Below are 17,107 nucleotides of genomic sequence, written 5' to 3'. Positions count from 1 at the left end.
AGAGTTAATTCAAAGTAAATGAATAAACTAAAGGTAATTATTTGATGTTTAAAACTCTATTTTATTTATTCTTTATTAGTTTTATTATCACTTATCGAAATTAATTTTCTTTATTTGAAATTAAATGAAATTATTATTTCATTTTGTTAAGGTTGGGGTAATAACAATATCGTTTCTATTTATTCGATTTTGTTTTATTTAACCTATTTCATTTCATATTATTGTTAATTTAACTTAGAATGATATTTTTTATTATTGATGTTGTTGTAAATTGAAGATTGAAGTGTTTTAATATCTTTGTGCGCAATGATTGATATTCATAATACAACACTTGTTTTATTTGTTAATGATAGTAATTTATCACTATCTTAATTTAAATATACTTATATTGGTTGAAATTTTTATATGCAAAACGATCATTCGTGGATTAATTTATTAATGCACTATTTTCATGATCACTACTCAGAAATGATGCCTGTTATTTTTTTTGTATGTATTGTGGGAATTATTTTTGGTGTTGTACGTGAAATGCGTTGGTTATCTGTTTTTTTTACTGTACCTTTAATTATCATTGTATTTTGTTTAATTAGTTCTAATTTAGGATAAGTAAATATACAATTGTTATGAAGGTTGAACAATAGTTGTATAAATCTTATTTTTAGGCATTGTTTTTCTCTATATTTTCTTCTGTTATTGAGTGTTATAAATCAGCAATGTGTTTATTCTATTTTGCCCATAAGCGATGATTTCAACAATACTATTGATTAGATAATCAACTAAGTGACTAATAAGAGCTTATTACTTATTGATTATTATTGATAAAGATAAGCAAATTATTTGTTGAATTATGGACTAACATTTTATTCCCAATACACTAAACTAGATAACATTATTTTAATGAATTAGAAACTATTGGGTTTTTATTATGCAATGGCGAAATAACACTTCTCGCTACGGGCACTTGTCACTCCTTTTGCATTGGGGGTCAGCACTTACTGTTTACGGTATGTTTGCTTTAGGATTATGGATGGTGACGCTAGGTTATTATGATAGTTGGTATCATTCAGCACCTGAAATACATAAAAGTATCGGTATTCTTTTATTTATTATTCTGATAGTACGTGTGATATGGCGTTGGATATCGCCACCACCTAAAGCATTAGCAAGCTACAGTAAATTTACTCGCATTAGTGCCCATATCGCGCACATGCTCTTATATTTAATTTTATTTTCCATTCTCATTAGCGGTTATTTAATTTCCACTGCTGATGGTCAAGCGATATCTGTATTTGAATGGTTCTCTGTGCCCGCTATTTTTACAGGGGAAGCCGAACAAGCAGATTTAGCAGGTGATATTCATCTTTATTTAGCATGGTCAGTTGTTTTGTTATCACTATTACATATGGCTGGTGCCTTAAAGCATCATTTTATTGATAAAGATGTAACGTTAAAACGCATGCTAGGAATGCGAACTAAATAATTAAATTTATAAAACAAAATTATGGAGATAGCCATGTTTAAGAAAGCTTTATTGGGTTTAACCGCAGGTGCGTTGTTATTTAATGCGAGCACTGCTTTAGCAGCTGATTATGCTATTGATAAACAAGGTCAGCACGCATTTGTACAGTTTCGTATCCAACATTTAGGCTATAGCTGGTTATATGGCACATTTAAAGATTTTGATGGTACTTTTAGTTATGACAAAGAAGATCCATCAAAAGATAAAGTTGATGTTGTGATCAAAACTGGAAGCTTAGACACAAATCATGCTGAACGTGATAAACATTTACGCAGTGCTGATTTCTTTAATGTGAGCAAATATCCTGAAGCACGATTTGTATCAACCAACGTTACTCGTGAAGGTGAGAACTATGTAGTGGTTGGTGATTTAACATTAAATGGTGTGACTAAGCCAGTATCATTAAATGCAAAATTAATTGGCGAAGGGACTGATCCTTGGAAAGGTTACCGTGCTGGTTTTGAAGCAACAGGTAAAGTAAACCTAAAAGAGTTTAATATTAAATCAGATTTAGGGCCAAAATCACAAGAAGCTGAACTAATTATCTCAGTTGAAGGTGTAAAAAAAGCGTAATTAAATGCTTTCTGTAGGGCAATAAAGCCTCTTATCACCTAGATAATTTATAAACCGATACCTTAGCGTATCGGTTTTTTTATGCGCAATTAAGGTGAGTTGTTTTATACTTAGGCAATAGTTCTTATTTTTTCATACAGTTAATAAAAGTCTATTTATTAGCTAATCTATTTTATGTAAGGATAAAAAAAGAAAAATTTTCGCCATCTCATCCATTCATTTAACGGGAAAGAGTCAATAATGAAAAAACTACGTCATACTTTTTTGGGTACTCTGCTTATTTCTGCTTTTTTTACAGCAGGAGTGTCAGAGGTTGATGCGTGTACTCGGCTTGTCTATTTAGGTGATAATAATCAAGTTATTACAGCTCGTTCAATGGATTGGAAATACGATATTGGAACCAATTTATGGATATTTCCACAAGGTATGCAACGTTCAGGAGAGGCGGGTGATAATTCAATTAAATGGACATCTAAATATGGAAGTGTTGTTGCATCCGGTTATGATATTTCAACAACAGATGGTATGAATGAAAAGGGATTGGTTGCTAATTTATTATGGTTGGCAGAATCAGATTACCCAGCTTATACCAAAGAAAAACCAGCTATTTCGATTTCAGCATGGGCTCAGTATGTGCTAGATAATTTTGCTACCGTAGAAGAAGCCGTGACAGCATTAGAAAGTGAACCTTTTATTGTTTTAACGGATAAAGTGCCAGGACAGGATAGAATGGCAACGTTACATCTTTCTCTTTCGGATGCTACAGGTGATAGTGCCATTATTGAATATATCAACGGCAAACAAGTAATTCATCACAGCAAAGAGTATCAAGTGATGACGAACTCGCCTATTTTTTCAGAGCAGTTAGCATTAAATAGTTATTGGCAACAAATTGGCGGAACCGTGATGTTACCAGGAACAAATCGTGCATCTGATCGTTTTGCCAGAGCTTCTTTTTATGTGAATGCTATTCCTAAGGCTCAATCGAGTAAAAAATCGCTTGCTAGTGTTTTTGGTGTGATCAGAAATGTTTCTGTTCCTTATGGATTAAGTACCGTTGAATCGCCTGAAATCTCATCTACACGCTGGAGAACGGTGGCTGATCATAAGAATCAATTATATTTTTTCGAATCAGCATTATCACCAAATACCTTTTGGGTTAATTTAAAGGAAATTGATTTTTCAAAGGAAAGCGGGAAAGTCATGGTGCTATCATTAGGTGAAGAGCAATCAATCATTTATTCAGCTAATGCAACAAGCCATTTTAAACCAGCAGAGCCTTTTAAATTTCAAGGATTAGATAATATTCCTTTAAATAACTAGTCGAGTATTCACGATACCTAATATGAAATTATCCGTAATACTAAATGTGATAGAGACATCTAAAGTGACAAGAAAGATGATGTCTTTATTACTTATCTTAAATGGTATATTTATCATTTATTCAATCTTGTTGTCCCGTGGTATTTATCTGGATTGGGAAATACACGGTTTTTCTGCATGGCTTAAATCATTGGGTGTATTAAAGCTTCTTGATATACCTAAAGTGATGTTAGCTTGTGCGTTGATCTTGCTTTCAATATTTATGTATTTAGGTGCAAGGATCGCATGGTGTGTCTCTATTATTTTATTAGCTACCATTGTTTTTCTTGATGTTGCGGTTTACCAGCAAATTGGTTTTCAGGCTTACTTTTCTTTTGCTTTGGTGGTTGGATTATTAATCAGTTGGCGAGCCTTTCCACATCATAGTTTAACTAGTGCTGGCTTTGTGGCTTTTATCTGTATCCTTTCTTTGCTGTTATTCTCAATGTTAGGAAGCCTTTATATTGGGAATGAGTTCAGGCCTCATATTACAACATTGATGGATGCATTTTATTTTTCTATTGTCTGTATGACGACATTGGGATTTGGCGATATTGTGCCAATTAGTACAAATGCACGTATTTTTACACTAACTGTTGTGATCTTGGGAATAACCGTTTTTACCACATCCATTGTTTATGTCATGGGATTTCTTGCTCGAGGGACTCGTGAGATTGTTAAGAAAAGGATCGCTAAAATGCATAATCATTTTATTATTATTGGATCTTCGGCACTGGCATCACAATTAGAAAAAGGATTAAGAGAGCAGGGAAAACCAGTTATTGCGATTTGTACTGATAAAAGTAAAGCTGTTTATGATGCACAAGCAAATATTATTGAAGGTGATCCGACTAACCTTAAAACACTTGAATCCGCTAATATTGCGAAAGCCAGCTGGGTAGCAACTTTATCTGAAAGTGACGCTGAAAATACCTTTATCCTACTCACTATCCAAGAATGTTCTAATGTTGATGCCAAGTTAATTACTATTATTAATCAGGATGAAAATAGAGATAAAATCAGTCGATTACGTCCTGATATGTTGTTTTCTTTAGCGTCGTTAGGTAAAGAAATTATGATGAAGGTATTATGTGGTGAATCTATTTCTTCATCAGATGTGACAGATCTGCTTTTAAACAAATATTTAAAATCATAATTTTGTTCAAACTATCTTTACGAACGATAATGATTACCATAAGATGTATTTAAAATGCATCTTAATTGAGGTTGGATTATGGAACTTGTTAGTTATAAAACAATGCCAGAGTGGACACGAACATCAATTCCTTTGGCGTTATTAGAACGCCACAATACAAAGGAAGGCACTTATGCTCAAATGCGAGTCCTGCAAGGTAATATGACATTTGTTGTATTTAATGATGATGGTTCACAAATTTCGGTGGATTGTGATACGGAAAATCAACCCCCATTAATCCAGCCTCAACAATGGCATAAGATTGATAAAGCGAGCGATGATGTATGTTGTCAGCTTTCATTTTTATGTGCGCCAGAAGATAAACTTTTTAAAGAAAATGACTTATCACTACCACACTCAGAAGTTCGTTACATGGCAACATTGACTCAACCTTGCAAGGTTTTGGATTTAGGTGCAGGGCGTGGGCGCAATAGCTTCTATTTAGCGTCTCAAGGGTATGATGTCACCGCATTAGATATTAATGTTTCTCATATTGATGCAATTGAATCCGTTAAAGCTAAAACGGGCTTGGCAGTAAAAAGCGGTTTATACGATATAAATGAAGCTTCACTGACTGAAAAATATGACATCATTATTTCAACCGTTGTATTGATGTTTTGTCAACGTGAACGCATCGAAAGCATTATTAAAAATATGCAAGAATGTACCAATAATAATGGTATTAATGTGATTGTTTGTCCGGTTGAAACAGCAAATAGTGATCCTGCTGAAATTCCTTTTAAAACCTTTTTACGTCAAGGTGAATTAGCGGATTACTATAAAGACTGGGAAATTATTAAATATAATGAAAACCCTGGGCATTTACATAAAACAGATGCCAATGGTAATCGTATTGCTTTGAATTTTGCGACGTTAATTGCCCGTAAAAAATAGTTAAGTTCAATCGTTTCTTTTTAGATACCCCAAATAATTGGGGTATTTTTTTGTCTGTTTAAGCGAGTTTTATTGTTGTGGTAATTTATCACTTTTAATATCATCGGCTTGGTTTGTTTGTTCTTTTGCCTCAGACTTTTGCAATATTCGTTCTAATAAAACCGTATAAATAGGGCGACCACCTAATAGTTGAGCCAACATTGTTGCACCTAAACAGGTGATTATCATTGGAAGGATAAGCTGATAATTATCAGTCATTTCTAAGACTAAAACTATTCCTGTCAGTGGTGCTCTTACGGTTGCGGCAAATAAAGCGCCCATTCCTGCAATAGCAAACGTACCAATTTGAATTTGATAATCAGGGAAAAGTAATGTTGCCATTAATCCGAAAGCGCTACCGAATAGCGTACCTAATGCCAGAGTGGGGGCGAATATACCGCCAGGAGCACCTGAGGCAAAACTGATAATAGATGTGATAGTTCGTAAAATAAAGAAAAGTAACAGTGCAATAAGAGAATATTGTCCGGCACTGAGTGTTGGAATAATGCTAAATCCACCCCCCGTAATTTCAGGAATAATTAGTGCCAATAGGCCACAAAGCCCACCAATAATACCGCCGGTTAAAACAAAACGTGAAGTTTTATCTTGGTAAAAATGTTGGAATTGAGTTTGAACATAAAAAAGCAATTTACTGAAAATGACACCAATAACGCCGAATAACATACCTAAGACTAAATATAACCAAAGCGTATTAAGTGGGGCTGATGAAAATTTACCGATATGAATAACACCGCCTTCACCATTAAATAGGCGAAAGACAATGCATGACATAATTACTCCAATAAAAACCGCTTTAATTGAAATCAGGCTGTATTTAAATTGAGGGCGCATCTCTTCAATAATAAACAAAATACCCGCAAGAGGTGCATTGAAAGCTGCGGTTAATCCGGCAGCGGCGCCGGTTGCTAATAATGTGTGACGTGATTCTTTATCTTTTAAGCGAGAAATATCATTTACTAATTGACCAATATTGGCACCCAATTGAACCGTTGGGCCTTCACGACCTAATACCATGCCTGAGCCCAATGTTCCAATACTGGCAATAAATTTTACTGGTAATACTCGCCACCAACGAACAGGGCGAATATCTATCATTGCACCTTCAATTTCAGGGATACCAGATCCCCCTGATTCAGGTGAGAATTTTTTCACTAAATAGTAACCAAGCATGGCTAAAATAGAGGAAAAGAGCAATGTAATAATCGCTAGAACATAAGGGTTGGTGAAGGTTTTGACGAGTTCTTCTTGCCTGAAGTTTATTACCCAGCTCACGCTTTTTTCAAATAAAACACCCACAAATCCAGCAAGCGAACCGACTATGGCAGACAGTAGCAGGACTTTCAGTGGCGCAAGATTGGTTTCTTGTGCTTTTCTGAATAAATTAAAACGTCGTTCATTTTGGCTATTTTGGATAGATTTACGGTTATGCATAACTTTGATTTATGTATTGTAACAATGAACATAATGATAGCGTAATTTTGTATTGAAGTGATATTTCTCACATAACGTAATCAATTTTAGAGTTAGTCGTTTTTTTTTCTAGCATATTTTCACTTTTTCATCTTTAGTGTAATTGATAACAAAAAATACATATTTATATAACATTTTGGACGAGAAAGGGTAATTTATGGATTTCATCACGAATATATTAAGCGCTATAAATGGCGTGGTGTGGGGAGTACCGATGCTTGTCGGTATTCTAGGTATTGGTCTTTTTATGCAGTTTCGGCTCGGTTTCTTACCTATTCGAAAATTAGGTACAGGATTTAAGCTTCTATTTGAAAAAAATGATAAAAGAGGCGAAGGACAAATATCGCCCTTTAATGCACTAATGACGGCCCTTTCAGCAACTATCGGAACAGGTAATATAGCTGGTGTTGCAACGGCAGTTGTATTAGGTGGCCCCGGTGCTTTGTTTTGGATGTGGATGACGGCATTAGTGGGGATGGCAACAAAGTATTCTGAGGCTGTACTAGCGGTACGTTTTCGTGAAGTTGATAAATACGGGAACTATGTTGGTGGCCCAATGTATTACATCAAAAATGGTTTGGGTAAAAATTGGGTTTGGTTAGGTACTGTTTTTGCTATTTTTGGTAGTTTTGCTGGTTTCGGTATTGGTAATACAGTGCAAGCTAACTCAGTCGCAGATGTATTACAAAGTAATTTTGGCATTTCAACTACTATTACAGCCATTGTGTTAGTTGTCTTAGTTGGCGCGGTACTCATTGGTGGGATCAAACGTATTGCCGATGTTGCGGGTAAATTAGTTCCTATCATGACTGTCGGTTATTTTGGTGCTGGTATTGTTGTTTTAGCGCTAAACGTGACAGCTATTCCTGATGCTATTGTCCTTATTGTTAAATCAGCATTTACCCCAGTTGCTGCTCAAGGTGGGTTTGCTGGTGCTGCCGTTTGGGCAGCGATCCGTTTTGGTGTAGCTCGTGGTGTTTTCTCTAACGAAGCGGGATTGGGTAGTGCGCCTATTGCACACGCAACAGCAAAAACACAAAATCCTGTTCGCCAAGGTTTGATTGCGATGTTGGGGACATTTATTGATACTATCATCGTTTGTTCTGTTACGGGATTAACCATCGTTATTACTGGCCAATGGCTAACAGGACAAAGTGGAGCGACATTAACTGCTGCATCATTCTCTATCGCTATTCCGGGTGGTAACTATATTGTGGCCATTGCTTTAGCTATCTTTGCATTTACGACTATTTTAGGTTGGAGTTTTTACGGTGAGAAATGTGTGCAATATCTTTTTGGACCTAAAGCTATTATGCCATTTCGTATTGCATGGTTGATTGCATTACCAGTAGGGGCAACACAATCATTAGAGTTTGTATGGTTATTAGCCGATACACTTAATGCAATGATGGCTATTCCTAACTTAATTGCATTAGCCTTATTGAGCCCAGTAGTTTATCGCTTAACAAAAGATCATATAAAAAATGTTAATGCTGATAATATCGGGTTAGATAAAGAAACTCATTCAGTAAACAAAAAAGAAGCCGAAGCAGAGTAACTCGTTCTTACTTATTGGCTAAAAAAACACAACAAAAAACCGTATGCATTTAGAGTTTGGCATACGGTTTTTTTATGGTGGTAACTTAAAGTGTGAGAAATTACAGATAATAAAAAGCCTTCTGGGGAGAAGGCGAAGAGATGAGTATAGATATTATATTTATAAGAATTTAGAAAAGAGAGAAATCTTATTCTTTCATACTGATGAAGATGTTTTTCACTTGGCTATAAGCATCTAACATCATTTTATGTGTTTCACGTCCTAAACCTGATTTCTTGTAACCCCCAAATGGTGCGTGAGCGGGGAGTTCATGATAAGTGTTAACCCACATACGACCAGTTCTTACTGCTTTTGCAACACGCAAGGCACGGTTAATATCTTGAGTCCAAACACCACCACCGAGTCCATATTCTGAATCATTTGCCATTTCGATCACTTCATCTTCATTATCGAATGGAATAACACATAATACCGGTCCAAAAATTTCTTCTCGTGCAACGCGCATTTGGTTAGTTGCGTTGATGATGATAGTAGGGCGAACAAAGAATCCATCATCGTAACCTTCACCCGTAATACGTTCACCACCAGTTAAAACAGTAGCACCTTCTTTTTTTGCGAGTTCAACGTAGCCTAAGATAGTATCCATTTGATCTTGGCTAACTTGTGTGCCCATTTGTGTATTAGGATCAAGGGGATCACCGACACGAATACTCTCAAATTCAGTTTTTAATGCTTTCAAAAAGTCATCATGAATATCTTTGTGCAAGAACAGACGTGAACCTGATTCACAAGCTTGTCCTTGGTTCATTAATATTGCCAATGCTGAATATTTGACCGCTTTTTTCATATTTGCATCAGGGAAAACAATATTGGCTGATTTTCCGCCTAACTCCAGTGTTGCTGGAACCATTTTTTTCGCGGCAGCTTCTGCTACGGTATAACCCACATTGGTAGAACCTGTAAACGCCAGTTTATCAATATCTTGGTGTTCTAAAATAGCTTGTCCTACAACAGATCCACGTCCCGTAACAATATTAATTACACCAGCTGGTAATATTTCATTTAAAATACGACCTAGCTCTAATAATGAAAGGGAAGTCAGTGTTGCTGGGTTAATTACGACAGTATCACCCGCGGCAATTGCCGGCGCCAATTTCCATGCTGCCATTAATAATGGGAAGTTCCATGGAATAATTTGTCCAACTACGCCAATGGGTTCACGAATAACAAGGCTAATGGTATTTTCGTCTAGGATGGCACTTTCATCGGTATGAGAGCGTATCACGCCTGCAAAATATCGAAAATGGTCAATAGAGGCTGGTAAATCTATGTTTTTCGACTCATTGAGTGGCTTACCATTATCTAATGATTCAATCCAAGCAAAGCGTTCTTGTTCTTGCTCTAAGCGATCTGCAATTTTTAATAAGAGGGCTTGGCGCTCTGCTGGAGATGTTTTACTCCATGTTTTGAATGCCTTACGTGCGGCAGTGACTGCACGATCAACGTCTTCGGCACTTCCTGATTGGTATTCACTTAATAATTCACCAGTTGCAGGGCTATAGGTTTTAGTTGTTTTTTGCGATGTGCTAGTTACCCATTCTCCTCCAATTAGCATTTTGTAGCTTTCTAGAGGGCGAAATTCTGATGGAACATTATTTAATTTAATCATTTTTAATCTCCAATGTAGGGGTGAGCATCATTTAAACTTATAGTTTCATTTCGTAATACTCGTGCTAATAACATATATCAAATGAAATAATTTGATTAGCTATTGATGCAATAGGTGATATTAACTATAAAAAATAGTAATGAATATTACTGATTTAACAAAAATGAATTAACTTAATCGTTTCATCTCTCAGTCTTTATATGATTAAACAAAAAATACCCATCAGTTATTCTTCAATATTCTTTCTTATTTTCTCATCAAAGGTGTAATGCGATTAAGCAAACTGTTTAAAAAACAGGCTTTAGACTTATGTGAAATCAATAGATAAAAAAAGAGATATTAAAAGATCCACTAGAAATTGCGTTAGATCAAACAACATTTAAATTGTTCAATATTGCACTTTCTCTCTGATAAAAATGGCGTATTCTTATGTTGCATATGAAATGCAACTTATAAAAATAAAGCGTTATCTTATATTAGAAGGAATACGATATGTATTGTGTGCAATGTGAACAAACAATGAAAACGCCTGTAGGTAATGGTTGTGCCTATGCGCAAGGTATGTGTGGTAAAACAGCAGAAACTTCAGATCTTCAAGATTTACTGGTTGCTGTATTAGAAGGACTTTCTGCCTGGGCATTAGCGGCACGTAGTGTTGATATTATTGATCATGATGTAGACAGCTTTGCGCCTCGCGCTTTTTTCTCTACGTTAACTAACGTCAATTTTGATTCTTATCGTATTGTTGGCTATGCGAAAGAAGCTATCTATTTCCGTGAAAGTCTGAAATCTCGTACCTTAGCAAAAAATGCAGCGATTCAAGTCACTAATCCAAGAGCTGAAATTCAATTAGCTGGAAATGATTTAGACAGTTTACAAAAACAAGCCCAGCTTTTTGCCTTAAATGGTGATAAAGCACAGATTGGTGATGATCTTCATGGATTACGTATGCTGTGCTTGTATGGCTTAAAAGGGGCTGCGGCTTATATGGAGCACGCACATGTTTTAGGTCAGTATGACAATGAAATTTATGCAGAATATCATCGTTATATGGCGTGGTTAGGTACTGATCCTGCTGATATGAATGAGTTGTTAGAAAATGCGATGGGCATTGGCCAAATGAACTTCCGCATTATGGCTATTCTTGATAAAGGCGAAACTCAAGCTTACGGCAACCCAACGCCGGTTACTGTTAACGTTCGTCCTGTTGCAGGTAAAGCTATTTTAATTTCAGGCCATGACCTGAAAGATTTACAAATGCTACTTGAACAAACTGAAGGTAAAGGCATCAACATTTATACCCATGGTGAAATGTTACCTGCTCATGGTTACCCTGAACTTAAAAAATACAAACACTTAGTGGGTAACTATGGTAGTGGTTGGCAGAATCAGCAAATTGAATTTGCGAAATTCCCAGGCCCTGTACTAATGACATCAAACTGTATTATTGATCCTAATGTAGGTAATTACGGTGATCGTATTTGGACTCGTAGTATTGTTGGCTGGCCGGGTGTAAAACACATCACAGGTGATGATTTCTCTGAAATGATTGAACAAGCTCAATCATTAGAAGGTTTCCCATATAGCGAAATTGAGCATTTAATTACGGTTGGTTTTGGTCGTGAAACACTATTAAATGCGGCTGATACAGTAATTGATTTAGTTTCACAGAAAAAATTACGTCACGTTTTCTTAGTTGGTGGTTGTGATGGTAGCCGTGGTGAGCGTAGTTATTACACTGATTTAGCAAGAGAAATACCACAAGATTGTTTAATTATGACATTGGCGTGTGGTAAATATCGCTTTAATAAATTAGATTTTGGTACTTTAGAAGGGTTACCACGCTTACTTGATGTGGGTCAGTGTAACGATGCTTACTCTGCGATTATGCTAGCAGTTAATCTAGCTGAAAAATTAGGTTGTGGTGTCAATGATTTACCATTGTCCTTAATTTTGTCTTGGTTTGAGCAAAAAGCGATTGTTATTTTATTAACTCTGCTTTCATTAGGCGTAAAAAACATTTATACCGGCCCTACAGCACCTGCGTTCTTAACAGACAATCTGCTGGCGGTCTTAAATGAGAAGTTCGGTATGCGCTCTATTACTACACCAGAACAAGATCTTAAAGAGATCCTTTCAGCTTAATCGTTTAATTCATCATCATTGCCGAAGCCTACGGGCTTCGGTAAGGAATAAATATCCATGACGATGCCAAGTTCCCTTTGTCCTAATCGTATGCAGGTTCACTCAATTGTTCAGGAAACCCCTGAAGTGTGGACACTAAATTTAATTAATCACGACTTTTATTCATACAAACCAGGCCAATTTGCATTGGTTAGTATCAATAATAGTGATGAAACAATGCGTGCTTATACCATTTCATCTTCTCCAGGATTAAGTCCTTTTGTCACTTTAACTGTCCGCCGTTTAGAAAATGGTATCGGGTCAGGTTGGTTAACATCACAAGTAAAACCTGGTGATTATCTTTGGTTATCTGATGCCCAAGGTGAGTTTACTTGTGCAGGAAAAGAAGATGCTCGCTATTTAATGTTAGCTGCAGGGTGTGGTGTTACCCCTGTGATGTCGATGACACGCTGGTTGCTAAATACTCAACCTAAAGCAGATATCACTGTTATTTTTAATATTCGTGAGCAAAGCCAGTTTATCTTTGAGAAAGAGTGGATCGAATTAGCCAATGCGTATCCCTATAATCTCAATTTTATTATGATGCCTAAATTACCTGACAATAAAGGGATATTTAGTGGTCGCATTTCTCAAGAAAAATTAGCTGCGTTAGTACCTGATATTGCGAGTCGCACTGTTATGTGTTGTGGCCCAAATAGTTACATGGAAGATACAGGACGTTTTGCAAGAAATCTTGGCGTACCTGCTGAGAATATCTTTATGGAACGTTTTGGTGATGAACCCGTTTGCGTTGATGAAAATGAACAATTAACCATGACTATTCGTCATCCATTATCGCAAATTAAAGTTCCTGTTGGTGTCACTTTGTTAACGGCAATGGAAGAGAATAAAGTACCCGTTTTTGCTGCTTGTCGTGCAGGTGTTTGTGGCAGTTGTAAAACGAGAATTGTTAGTGGTGATTATGATGTTTCCAGCACCAGTACATTAACGCCTGAAGAGATTGCGCAAGGTTACGTGTTAGCGTGTAGTTGCCGTTTAAAGGGTGATGTTGAGCTAGCATAATCGCTTTTTATTAAACTCTATTCTTCTATTCTTCTATTTTTTTGCCCTGTTAATTTATTAACGGGGTTTTTTATGTCTATTCTTCCCATTAAATGTGGCATTAATCTGGAAAATACCCCCCTTTATTTTAATTTAAACTCCCTTTTTATTTATTCAGAATAATAAGAATATTGAAATGGGAGAGTTAATAAAAATATATTTTAATCAGTGTGGAGTTTCCTTATAAACATTCTGCTATTATTTAAACCATTGATTGGGTAAGGGGGGATATATGAAAAAGTTGTTAGTTATTTGTTTATTTAGTGTCATGTTATCTGGCTGTGAAAAACCTCAACAAACCCTTGATGGCTCTAATGTAGAGTCATTACGTATGTCAATTGTTGAAATGCGTAATTCTCTCCCCCTCGATGAGCAAGCGCGTTTTGATGAAGCAATAGAATTAGCGATCCTTAATGATATTAATTTTAATGATTTAGTGATTGCAGGGCGTCATAAGAATGGCGATATGATCACCCGCAAAATGTGCCAATCATTAGATGGTAAAACAGTAAAAGAGATATTTTTACAGGCAGAAGAAATAAGAGTGCAAAAATTAGCATTTAAATAATCAATTAATAAACAGATTATCTCTGATTATGCGATTTTCACTTTCGTAGAAGCGGTTTATTTCTTTTTTATATATTAGTTCCAAATGGAATTATATTATTTAATTGTATGATGAATATTCTTGGCGTCATTTTCAATAGAACTTAAACAAAATCGTTATCGTGCTTTCCATTATAGTGTGAGTGGTTATAATGCGCGCCGCATTCGCAAGAAAATGGCAGTATCTCGTTAGGCGAGGCTCCTATACAAACACAGGTTACTGATCTGACGACGTCGAGAGACGCCCAAGATTAGGACAGGATATATCGACCGAAGGTATATCTCCATGTAACTTCCAGTATTCATCGGATACGTTGTATAGTGCTAAAACCGAGACGTGTAGATAGCTTTTGCATTCTCGCTTCTGGTTTCGCCCCTATGGAGAACTGATTTGCTAAACACAAACAGTAATAGGGAACCACAAAAATGACTTTCAATACTCAAAACAAAATGGATGCTGTCTTAGTTGCAGATGCATCCTTAAACACACCACAAAATAATTCAACACAAGATCAATACAATCGTTTAAAAGATGATACAACGGTTAGCGCATATATGAGCCAGTCTTATATTGCGGTTTCTGTTGCCGATTCAGTTGAGAATGTAAAAACCCAACTGGTTAATGATTTAAAAGATGAATTAATTCCAACCTATCTCTATGTTGTTGATAAAGATAATTATCTTAATGGAATTTTACCTGTTAAATCATTATTAACCGCGGCAAATGATCTGTTTGTGTCTGATGTTATGCGTCAAACTTTTTTCTCTGTATCACCTGAACAGAATCGACATGATGTGTATCAATTGATTAGCCATAGCGGTTTAGACAGTGTGCCTGTGATGCATTTTGGAAAATTAGTGGGTGTGTTACGTCCTCAAGATATTGCGGAATTGATTGAAGATGAAAATACCCTTGATGCACAGATGCAAGGGGCAACGTCACCATTAGAGCAGCCTTATTTAGAAACCAGTCCAGTAACATTATGGCGTAAACGTGTTGTATGGCTATTGATGCTGTTTGTGGCAGAAGCGTATACCAGTACGGTATTACATGCTTTTGAAGATAGACTAGAAGCCGCTATTTCATTGGCATTCTTTATTCCATTACTGATTGGTACTGGGGGAAATAGCGGAACACAAATTACCTCAACGCTTGTTCGTGCGATGGCGTTAGGTGAAGTTAGCTTACGCAACGTGTGGTCTGTTTTAAGAAAAGAGATAACAACATCTATCATGGTTGCGTTAACCATGGGGATCGCAGGTTTTGTACGAGCTTGGTTCTTAGGCGTTGGAATGGAAGTGATGATTGTTGTTGGATTAACACTTGTTTCCATTACCGTTTGGAGTGCAATTGTTTCGTCTGTTATTCCAATGGTATTAAAGCGTTTAGGGATTGATCCAGCCGTTGTGTCAGCACCGTTTATCGCAACGTTAATTGATGGTACAGGTCTTATTATTTACTTTGAAATTGCATCTCATGTGATGAGCGAGTTTGCCTAAGACAATCCTACATATTCATTTTCAAGATAAAGCCGATGTGATTTAACTAACACATCGGCTTTATTTTTATCTACACGAGTTCGTGTTCTTTAAATTGCAAAATTGACTGACAATGACGGCAACGATATTGAGTTTCACCACGTAATACCTTGTTATGACGTCGAATTGTAAGCTGATGTTCTTCTTCACATTGGCAAGCATAACGAAAGGTTTTGGCTTTAACGGTACTAACATCAAAATGATGGGTACGTTTAGCCGAAACGCCTAATACTGTTTCCATCATCCATTTCCACTCTTTTCCATGAGGTGCTACGCGACCGAAATGGTGATTAACTAATAAGTGCGCCAGTTCATGAGGAATAACTTCCTCAATAAAATTCTGTTTATTTTCAATCAATAATGTAGGATTAATACGGATTTCCCAATTTGCATAATAGGCACTGCCTGCAATAGTTCCTCTCTGATTATAATGTAGAGTAGGTTCTGGGTAATTTGTATTAAGATAAAGATTAGCCTGCTGCAATTTTTCACGCAGTGTTCGCATAACGCTTTGCACTAAGGCGATGGGGACTCTTACCGTTTTCATGTTACAGAGCATATAGCGCCTTATACAAACACGCAATAAAAAGAAAACTTGCACAATATATAAATTAACATATTATTAAAAAGTATATTGATTATGGAGTTTACCATGACACAACGAGTTCAACCTGATTTATTAGATGCAATGAAATTGGCGGCTAATGAAGCGTCTAGCATGCTTAAGACGCTAGGGAATGGCGATCGCCTCTTATTATTGTGTCAATTAAGTCAGGGCGAAAAAAGTGTGAGTGAATTAGAAGAAAGTTTAGGTATACGTCAACCAACACTTTCTCAACAACTGACTGTTTTACGCAATGAAGGATTAGTGAATACTCGTCGTGATGGGAAACGTATCTTCTATTCTATTGCTGATGAAAAAGTATTAGTGCTTCTTAATACGCTTTATCAGCTTTATTGTCCTATAGCAGGTTAAGTTATGAATATAGATTGGGTTCACTTTACGCCTTTAAGTGCGGCAATAGGTGGACTAATGATAGGTGTGGCTGCCGCTATTTTATTGTTATTTAATGGTCGCATCGCAGGAATAAGTGGAATTTTAGGTGGTATTTTATCAACAAAACAGCAGGGTAATGGTTGGCGTTGGGCATTCTTAATTGGCATGTTAATCGCCCCGACACTGTTTTATTTTTTTGATAAACCTTTAGCGCCAGTGATTGAAACATCGCCTTGGATGTTGATTATTGCAGGTGTGCTGGTGGGAGCCGGTACACGTTTAGGTAATGGTTGCACTAGCGGTCATGGTATTTGTGGATTAGCTCGATTATCGCGTCGTTCTATAGTTGCTGTGATAGTGTTTATGGTGACGGCTTTTATCACTGTTTATATTCAGCGTCATGTAATAGGAGGCTAATA

General features: G+C 36.4%; 16 protein-coding genes and 1 riboswitch. Of the genes, 13 read left to right on the top strand and 3 right to left on the bottom strand.

Annotated elements, in window-relative coordinates:
- The first annotated feature begins 405 nt into the window (after positions 1 to 405).
- From LG402_RS15145 to tehB, 6 genes are all read left to right on the top strand, one after another.
- A complete protein-coding gene (locus LG402_RS15145) occupies positions 406 to 606 on the top strand; it encodes a hypothetical protein (RefSeq protein WP_109407503.1) in 201 nt (66 codons plus the stop codon).
- Positions 607 to 925: 319 nt separating this feature from the next.
- The gene (locus LG402_RS15140) at positions 926 to 1,480 is read left to right on the top strand and encodes a cytochrome b (RefSeq protein WP_109407502.1); all 555 of its coding nucleotides are present in this window, start codon (positions 926 to 928) and stop codon (positions 1,478 to 1,480) included.
- Positions 1,481 to 1,513: 33 nt separating this feature from the next.
- Positions 1,514 to 2,092, top strand: coding sequence for a YceI family protein (locus LG402_RS15135; RefSeq protein ID WP_109407501.1), 579 nt, complete (start codon positions 1,514 to 1,516; stop codon positions 2,090 to 2,092).
- A 237-nt stretch (positions 2,093 to 2,329) separates the two neighbouring features.
- Positions 2,330 to 3,415 carry a linear amide C-N hydrolase gene (locus LG402_RS15130; protein WP_109407500.1) on the top strand — a complete coding sequence of 362 codons (1,086 nt, stop codon included), beginning with the start codon at positions 2,330 to 2,332 and terminating at the stop codon, positions 3,413 to 3,415.
- Between the two features lie 22 nt (positions 3,416 to 3,437).
- Positions 3,438 to 4,610: an NAD-binding protein gene (locus LG402_RS15125; RefSeq protein ID WP_166540909.1), complete on the top strand. Its 1,173-nt coding sequence runs from the start codon at positions 3,438 to 3,440 to the stop codon at positions 4,608 to 4,610.
- Between the two features lie 78 nt (positions 4,611 to 4,688).
- A complete protein-coding gene (tehB, locus tag LG402_RS15120; protein WP_227335856.1) occupies positions 4,689 to 5,543 on the top strand; it encodes an SAM-dependent methyltransferase TehB in 855 nt (284 codons plus the stop codon).
- Between the two features lie 69 nt (positions 5,544 to 5,612).
- Here tehB and clcA read toward each other — a convergent pair whose 3' ends face one another.
- A complete protein-coding gene (clcA, locus tag LG402_RS15115; RefSeq protein ID WP_227335855.1) occupies positions 5,613 to 7,034 on the bottom strand; it encodes a H(+)/Cl(-) exchange transporter ClcA in 1,422 nt (473 codons plus the stop codon).
- Between the two features lie 196 nt (positions 7,035 to 7,230).
- Here clcA and LG402_RS15110 point away from each other — a divergent pair, with 196 nt between their 5' ends.
- On the top strand, positions 7,231 to 8,631 hold the full coding sequence (locus LG402_RS15110) for an alanine/glycine:cation symporter family protein (RefSeq protein WP_227335854.1): 1,401 nt from the start codon (positions 7,231 to 7,233) through the stop codon (positions 8,629 to 8,631).
- A 187-nt stretch (positions 8,632 to 8,818) separates the two neighbouring features.
- On the opposite strand, the gene LG402_RS15105 is transcribed toward LG402_RS15110, so the two are convergent.
- Positions 8,819 to 10,300: an aldehyde dehydrogenase family protein gene (locus LG402_RS15105; RefSeq protein WP_166540907.1), complete on the bottom strand. Its 1,482-nt coding sequence runs from the start codon at positions 10,298 to 10,300 to the stop codon at positions 8,819 to 8,821.
- 492 nt (positions 10,301 to 10,792) lie between these two features.
- On the opposite strand from LG402_RS15105, the gene hcp reads away from it, so the two are divergent.
- The 4 genes from hcp (at position 10,793) to mgtE (ending at position 15,652) form a co-directional block, all read left to right on the top strand.
- The gene (gene hcp / locus LG402_RS15100) at positions 10,793 to 12,445 is read left to right on the top strand and encodes a hydroxylamine reductase (RefSeq protein WP_227335853.1); all 1,653 of its coding nucleotides are present in this window, start codon (positions 10,793 to 10,795) and stop codon (positions 12,443 to 12,445) included.
- Between the two features lie 57 nt (positions 12,446 to 12,502).
- Complete coding sequence (gene hcr, locus LG402_RS15095; protein WP_166540906.1) at positions 12,503 to 13,507, top strand: NADH oxidoreductase; 1,005 nt, start codon at positions 12,503 to 12,505, stop codon at positions 13,505 to 13,507.
- Positions 13,508 to 13,778: 271 nt separating this feature from the next.
- On the top strand, positions 13,779 to 14,114 hold the full coding sequence (locus tag LG402_RS15090; RefSeq protein ID WP_166540905.1) for a DUF6694 family lipoprotein: 336 nt from the start codon (positions 13,779 to 13,781) through the stop codon (positions 14,112 to 14,114).
- Between the two features lie 216 nt (positions 14,115 to 14,330).
- A riboswitch (M-box (ykoK) riboswitch) is annotated at positions 14,331 to 14,502 on the top strand.
- 76 nt (positions 14,503 to 14,578) lie between these two features.
- Positions 14,579 to 15,652 (top strand): magnesium transporter, encoded by a 1,074-nt coding sequence (gene mgtE / locus LG402_RS15085; RefSeq protein WP_109407492.1) that lies wholly within the window; start codon positions 14,579 to 14,581, stop codon positions 15,650 to 15,652.
- Positions 15,653 to 15,722: 70 nt separating this feature from the next.
- Here the strand turns inward: mgtE and LG402_RS15080 are convergent, their stop codons facing one another.
- On the bottom strand, positions 15,723 to 16,238 hold the full coding sequence (locus tag LG402_RS15080; protein ID WP_166540904.1) for a SprT family zinc-dependent metalloprotease: 516 nt from the start codon (positions 16,236 to 16,238) through the stop codon (positions 15,723 to 15,725).
- A gap of 105 nt (positions 16,239 to 16,343) precedes the next feature.
- On the opposite strand from LG402_RS15080, the gene LG402_RS15075 reads away from it, so the two are divergent.
- Together LG402_RS15075 and LG402_RS15070 are read left to right on the top strand one after the other, a co-directional pair.
- Complete coding sequence (locus LG402_RS15075) at positions 16,344 to 16,667, top strand: ArsR/SmtB family transcription factor (RefSeq protein ID WP_036912417.1); 324 nt, start codon at positions 16,344 to 16,346, stop codon at positions 16,665 to 16,667.
- A gap of 3 nt (positions 16,668 to 16,670) precedes the next feature.
- Positions 16,671 to 17,105 (top strand): YeeE/YedE family protein, encoded by a 435-nt coding sequence (locus LG402_RS15070; RefSeq protein ID WP_227335852.1) that lies wholly within the window; start codon positions 16,671 to 16,673, stop codon positions 17,103 to 17,105.
- Positions 17,106 to 17,107: the final 2 nt, after the last annotated feature.

This window comes from Proteus sp. NMG38-2, assembly GCF_020640995.1.
Taxonomy (GTDB): domain Bacteria; phylum Pseudomonadota; class Gammaproteobacteria; order Enterobacterales; family Enterobacteriaceae; genus Proteus.
The sequence above is the reverse complement of the archived record's forward strand: the minus strand, read 5'-3'. Positions and strand labels throughout refer to the sequence as shown.

Coding starts and splice junctions, on each gene's coding strand:
- hcr (WP_166540906.1), top strand. CDS start 12,503: ATGACGATGCCAAGTTCCCTTTGTCCTAATCGTATGCAGGTTCACTCA.
- clcA (WP_227335855.1), bottom strand. CDS start 7,034: ATGCATAACCGTAAATCTATCCAAAATAGCCAAAATGAACGACGTTTT.
- LG402_RS15090 (WP_166540905.1), top strand. CDS start 13,779: ATGAAAAAGTTGTTAGTTATTTGTTTATTTAGTGTCATGTTATCTGGC.
- mgtE (WP_109407492.1), top strand. CDS start 14,579: ATGACTTTCAATACTCAAAACAAAATGGATGCTGTCTTAGTTGCAGAT.
- LG402_RS15145 (WP_109407503.1), top strand. CDS start 406: ATGCAAAACGATCATTCGTGGATTAATTTATTAATGCACTATTTTCAT.
- LG402_RS15105 (WP_166540907.1), bottom strand. CDS start 10,300: ATGATTAAATTAAATAATGTTCCATCAGAATTTCGCCCTCTAGAAAGC.
- tehB (WP_227335856.1), top strand. CDS start 4,689: ATGGAACTTGTTAGTTATAAAACAATGCCAGAGTGGACACGAACATCA.
- hcp (WP_227335853.1), top strand. CDS start 10,793: ATGTATTGTGTGCAATGTGAACAAACAATGAAAACGCCTGTAGGTAAT.
- LG402_RS15110 (WP_227335854.1), top strand. CDS start 7,231: ATGGATTTCATCACGAATATATTAAGCGCTATAAATGGCGTGGTGTGG.
- LG402_RS15080 (WP_166540904.1), bottom strand. CDS start 16,238: ATGAAAACGGTAAGAGTCCCCATCGCCTTAGTGCAAAGCGTTATGCGA.
- LG402_RS15135 (WP_109407501.1), top strand. CDS start 1,514: ATGTTTAAGAAAGCTTTATTGGGTTTAACCGCAGGTGCGTTGTTATTT.
- LG402_RS15070 (WP_227335852.1), top strand. CDS start 16,671: ATGAATATAGATTGGGTTCACTTTACGCCTTTAAGTGCGGCAATAGGT.
- LG402_RS15125 (WP_166540909.1), top strand. CDS start 3,438: ATGAAATTATCCGTAATACTAAATGTGATAGAGACATCTAAAGTGACA.
- LG402_RS15075 (WP_036912417.1), top strand. CDS start 16,344: ATGACACAACGAGTTCAACCTGATTTATTAGATGCAATGAAATTGGCG.
- LG402_RS15140 (WP_109407502.1), top strand. CDS start 926: ATGCAATGGCGAAATAACACTTCTCGCTACGGGCACTTGTCACTCCTT.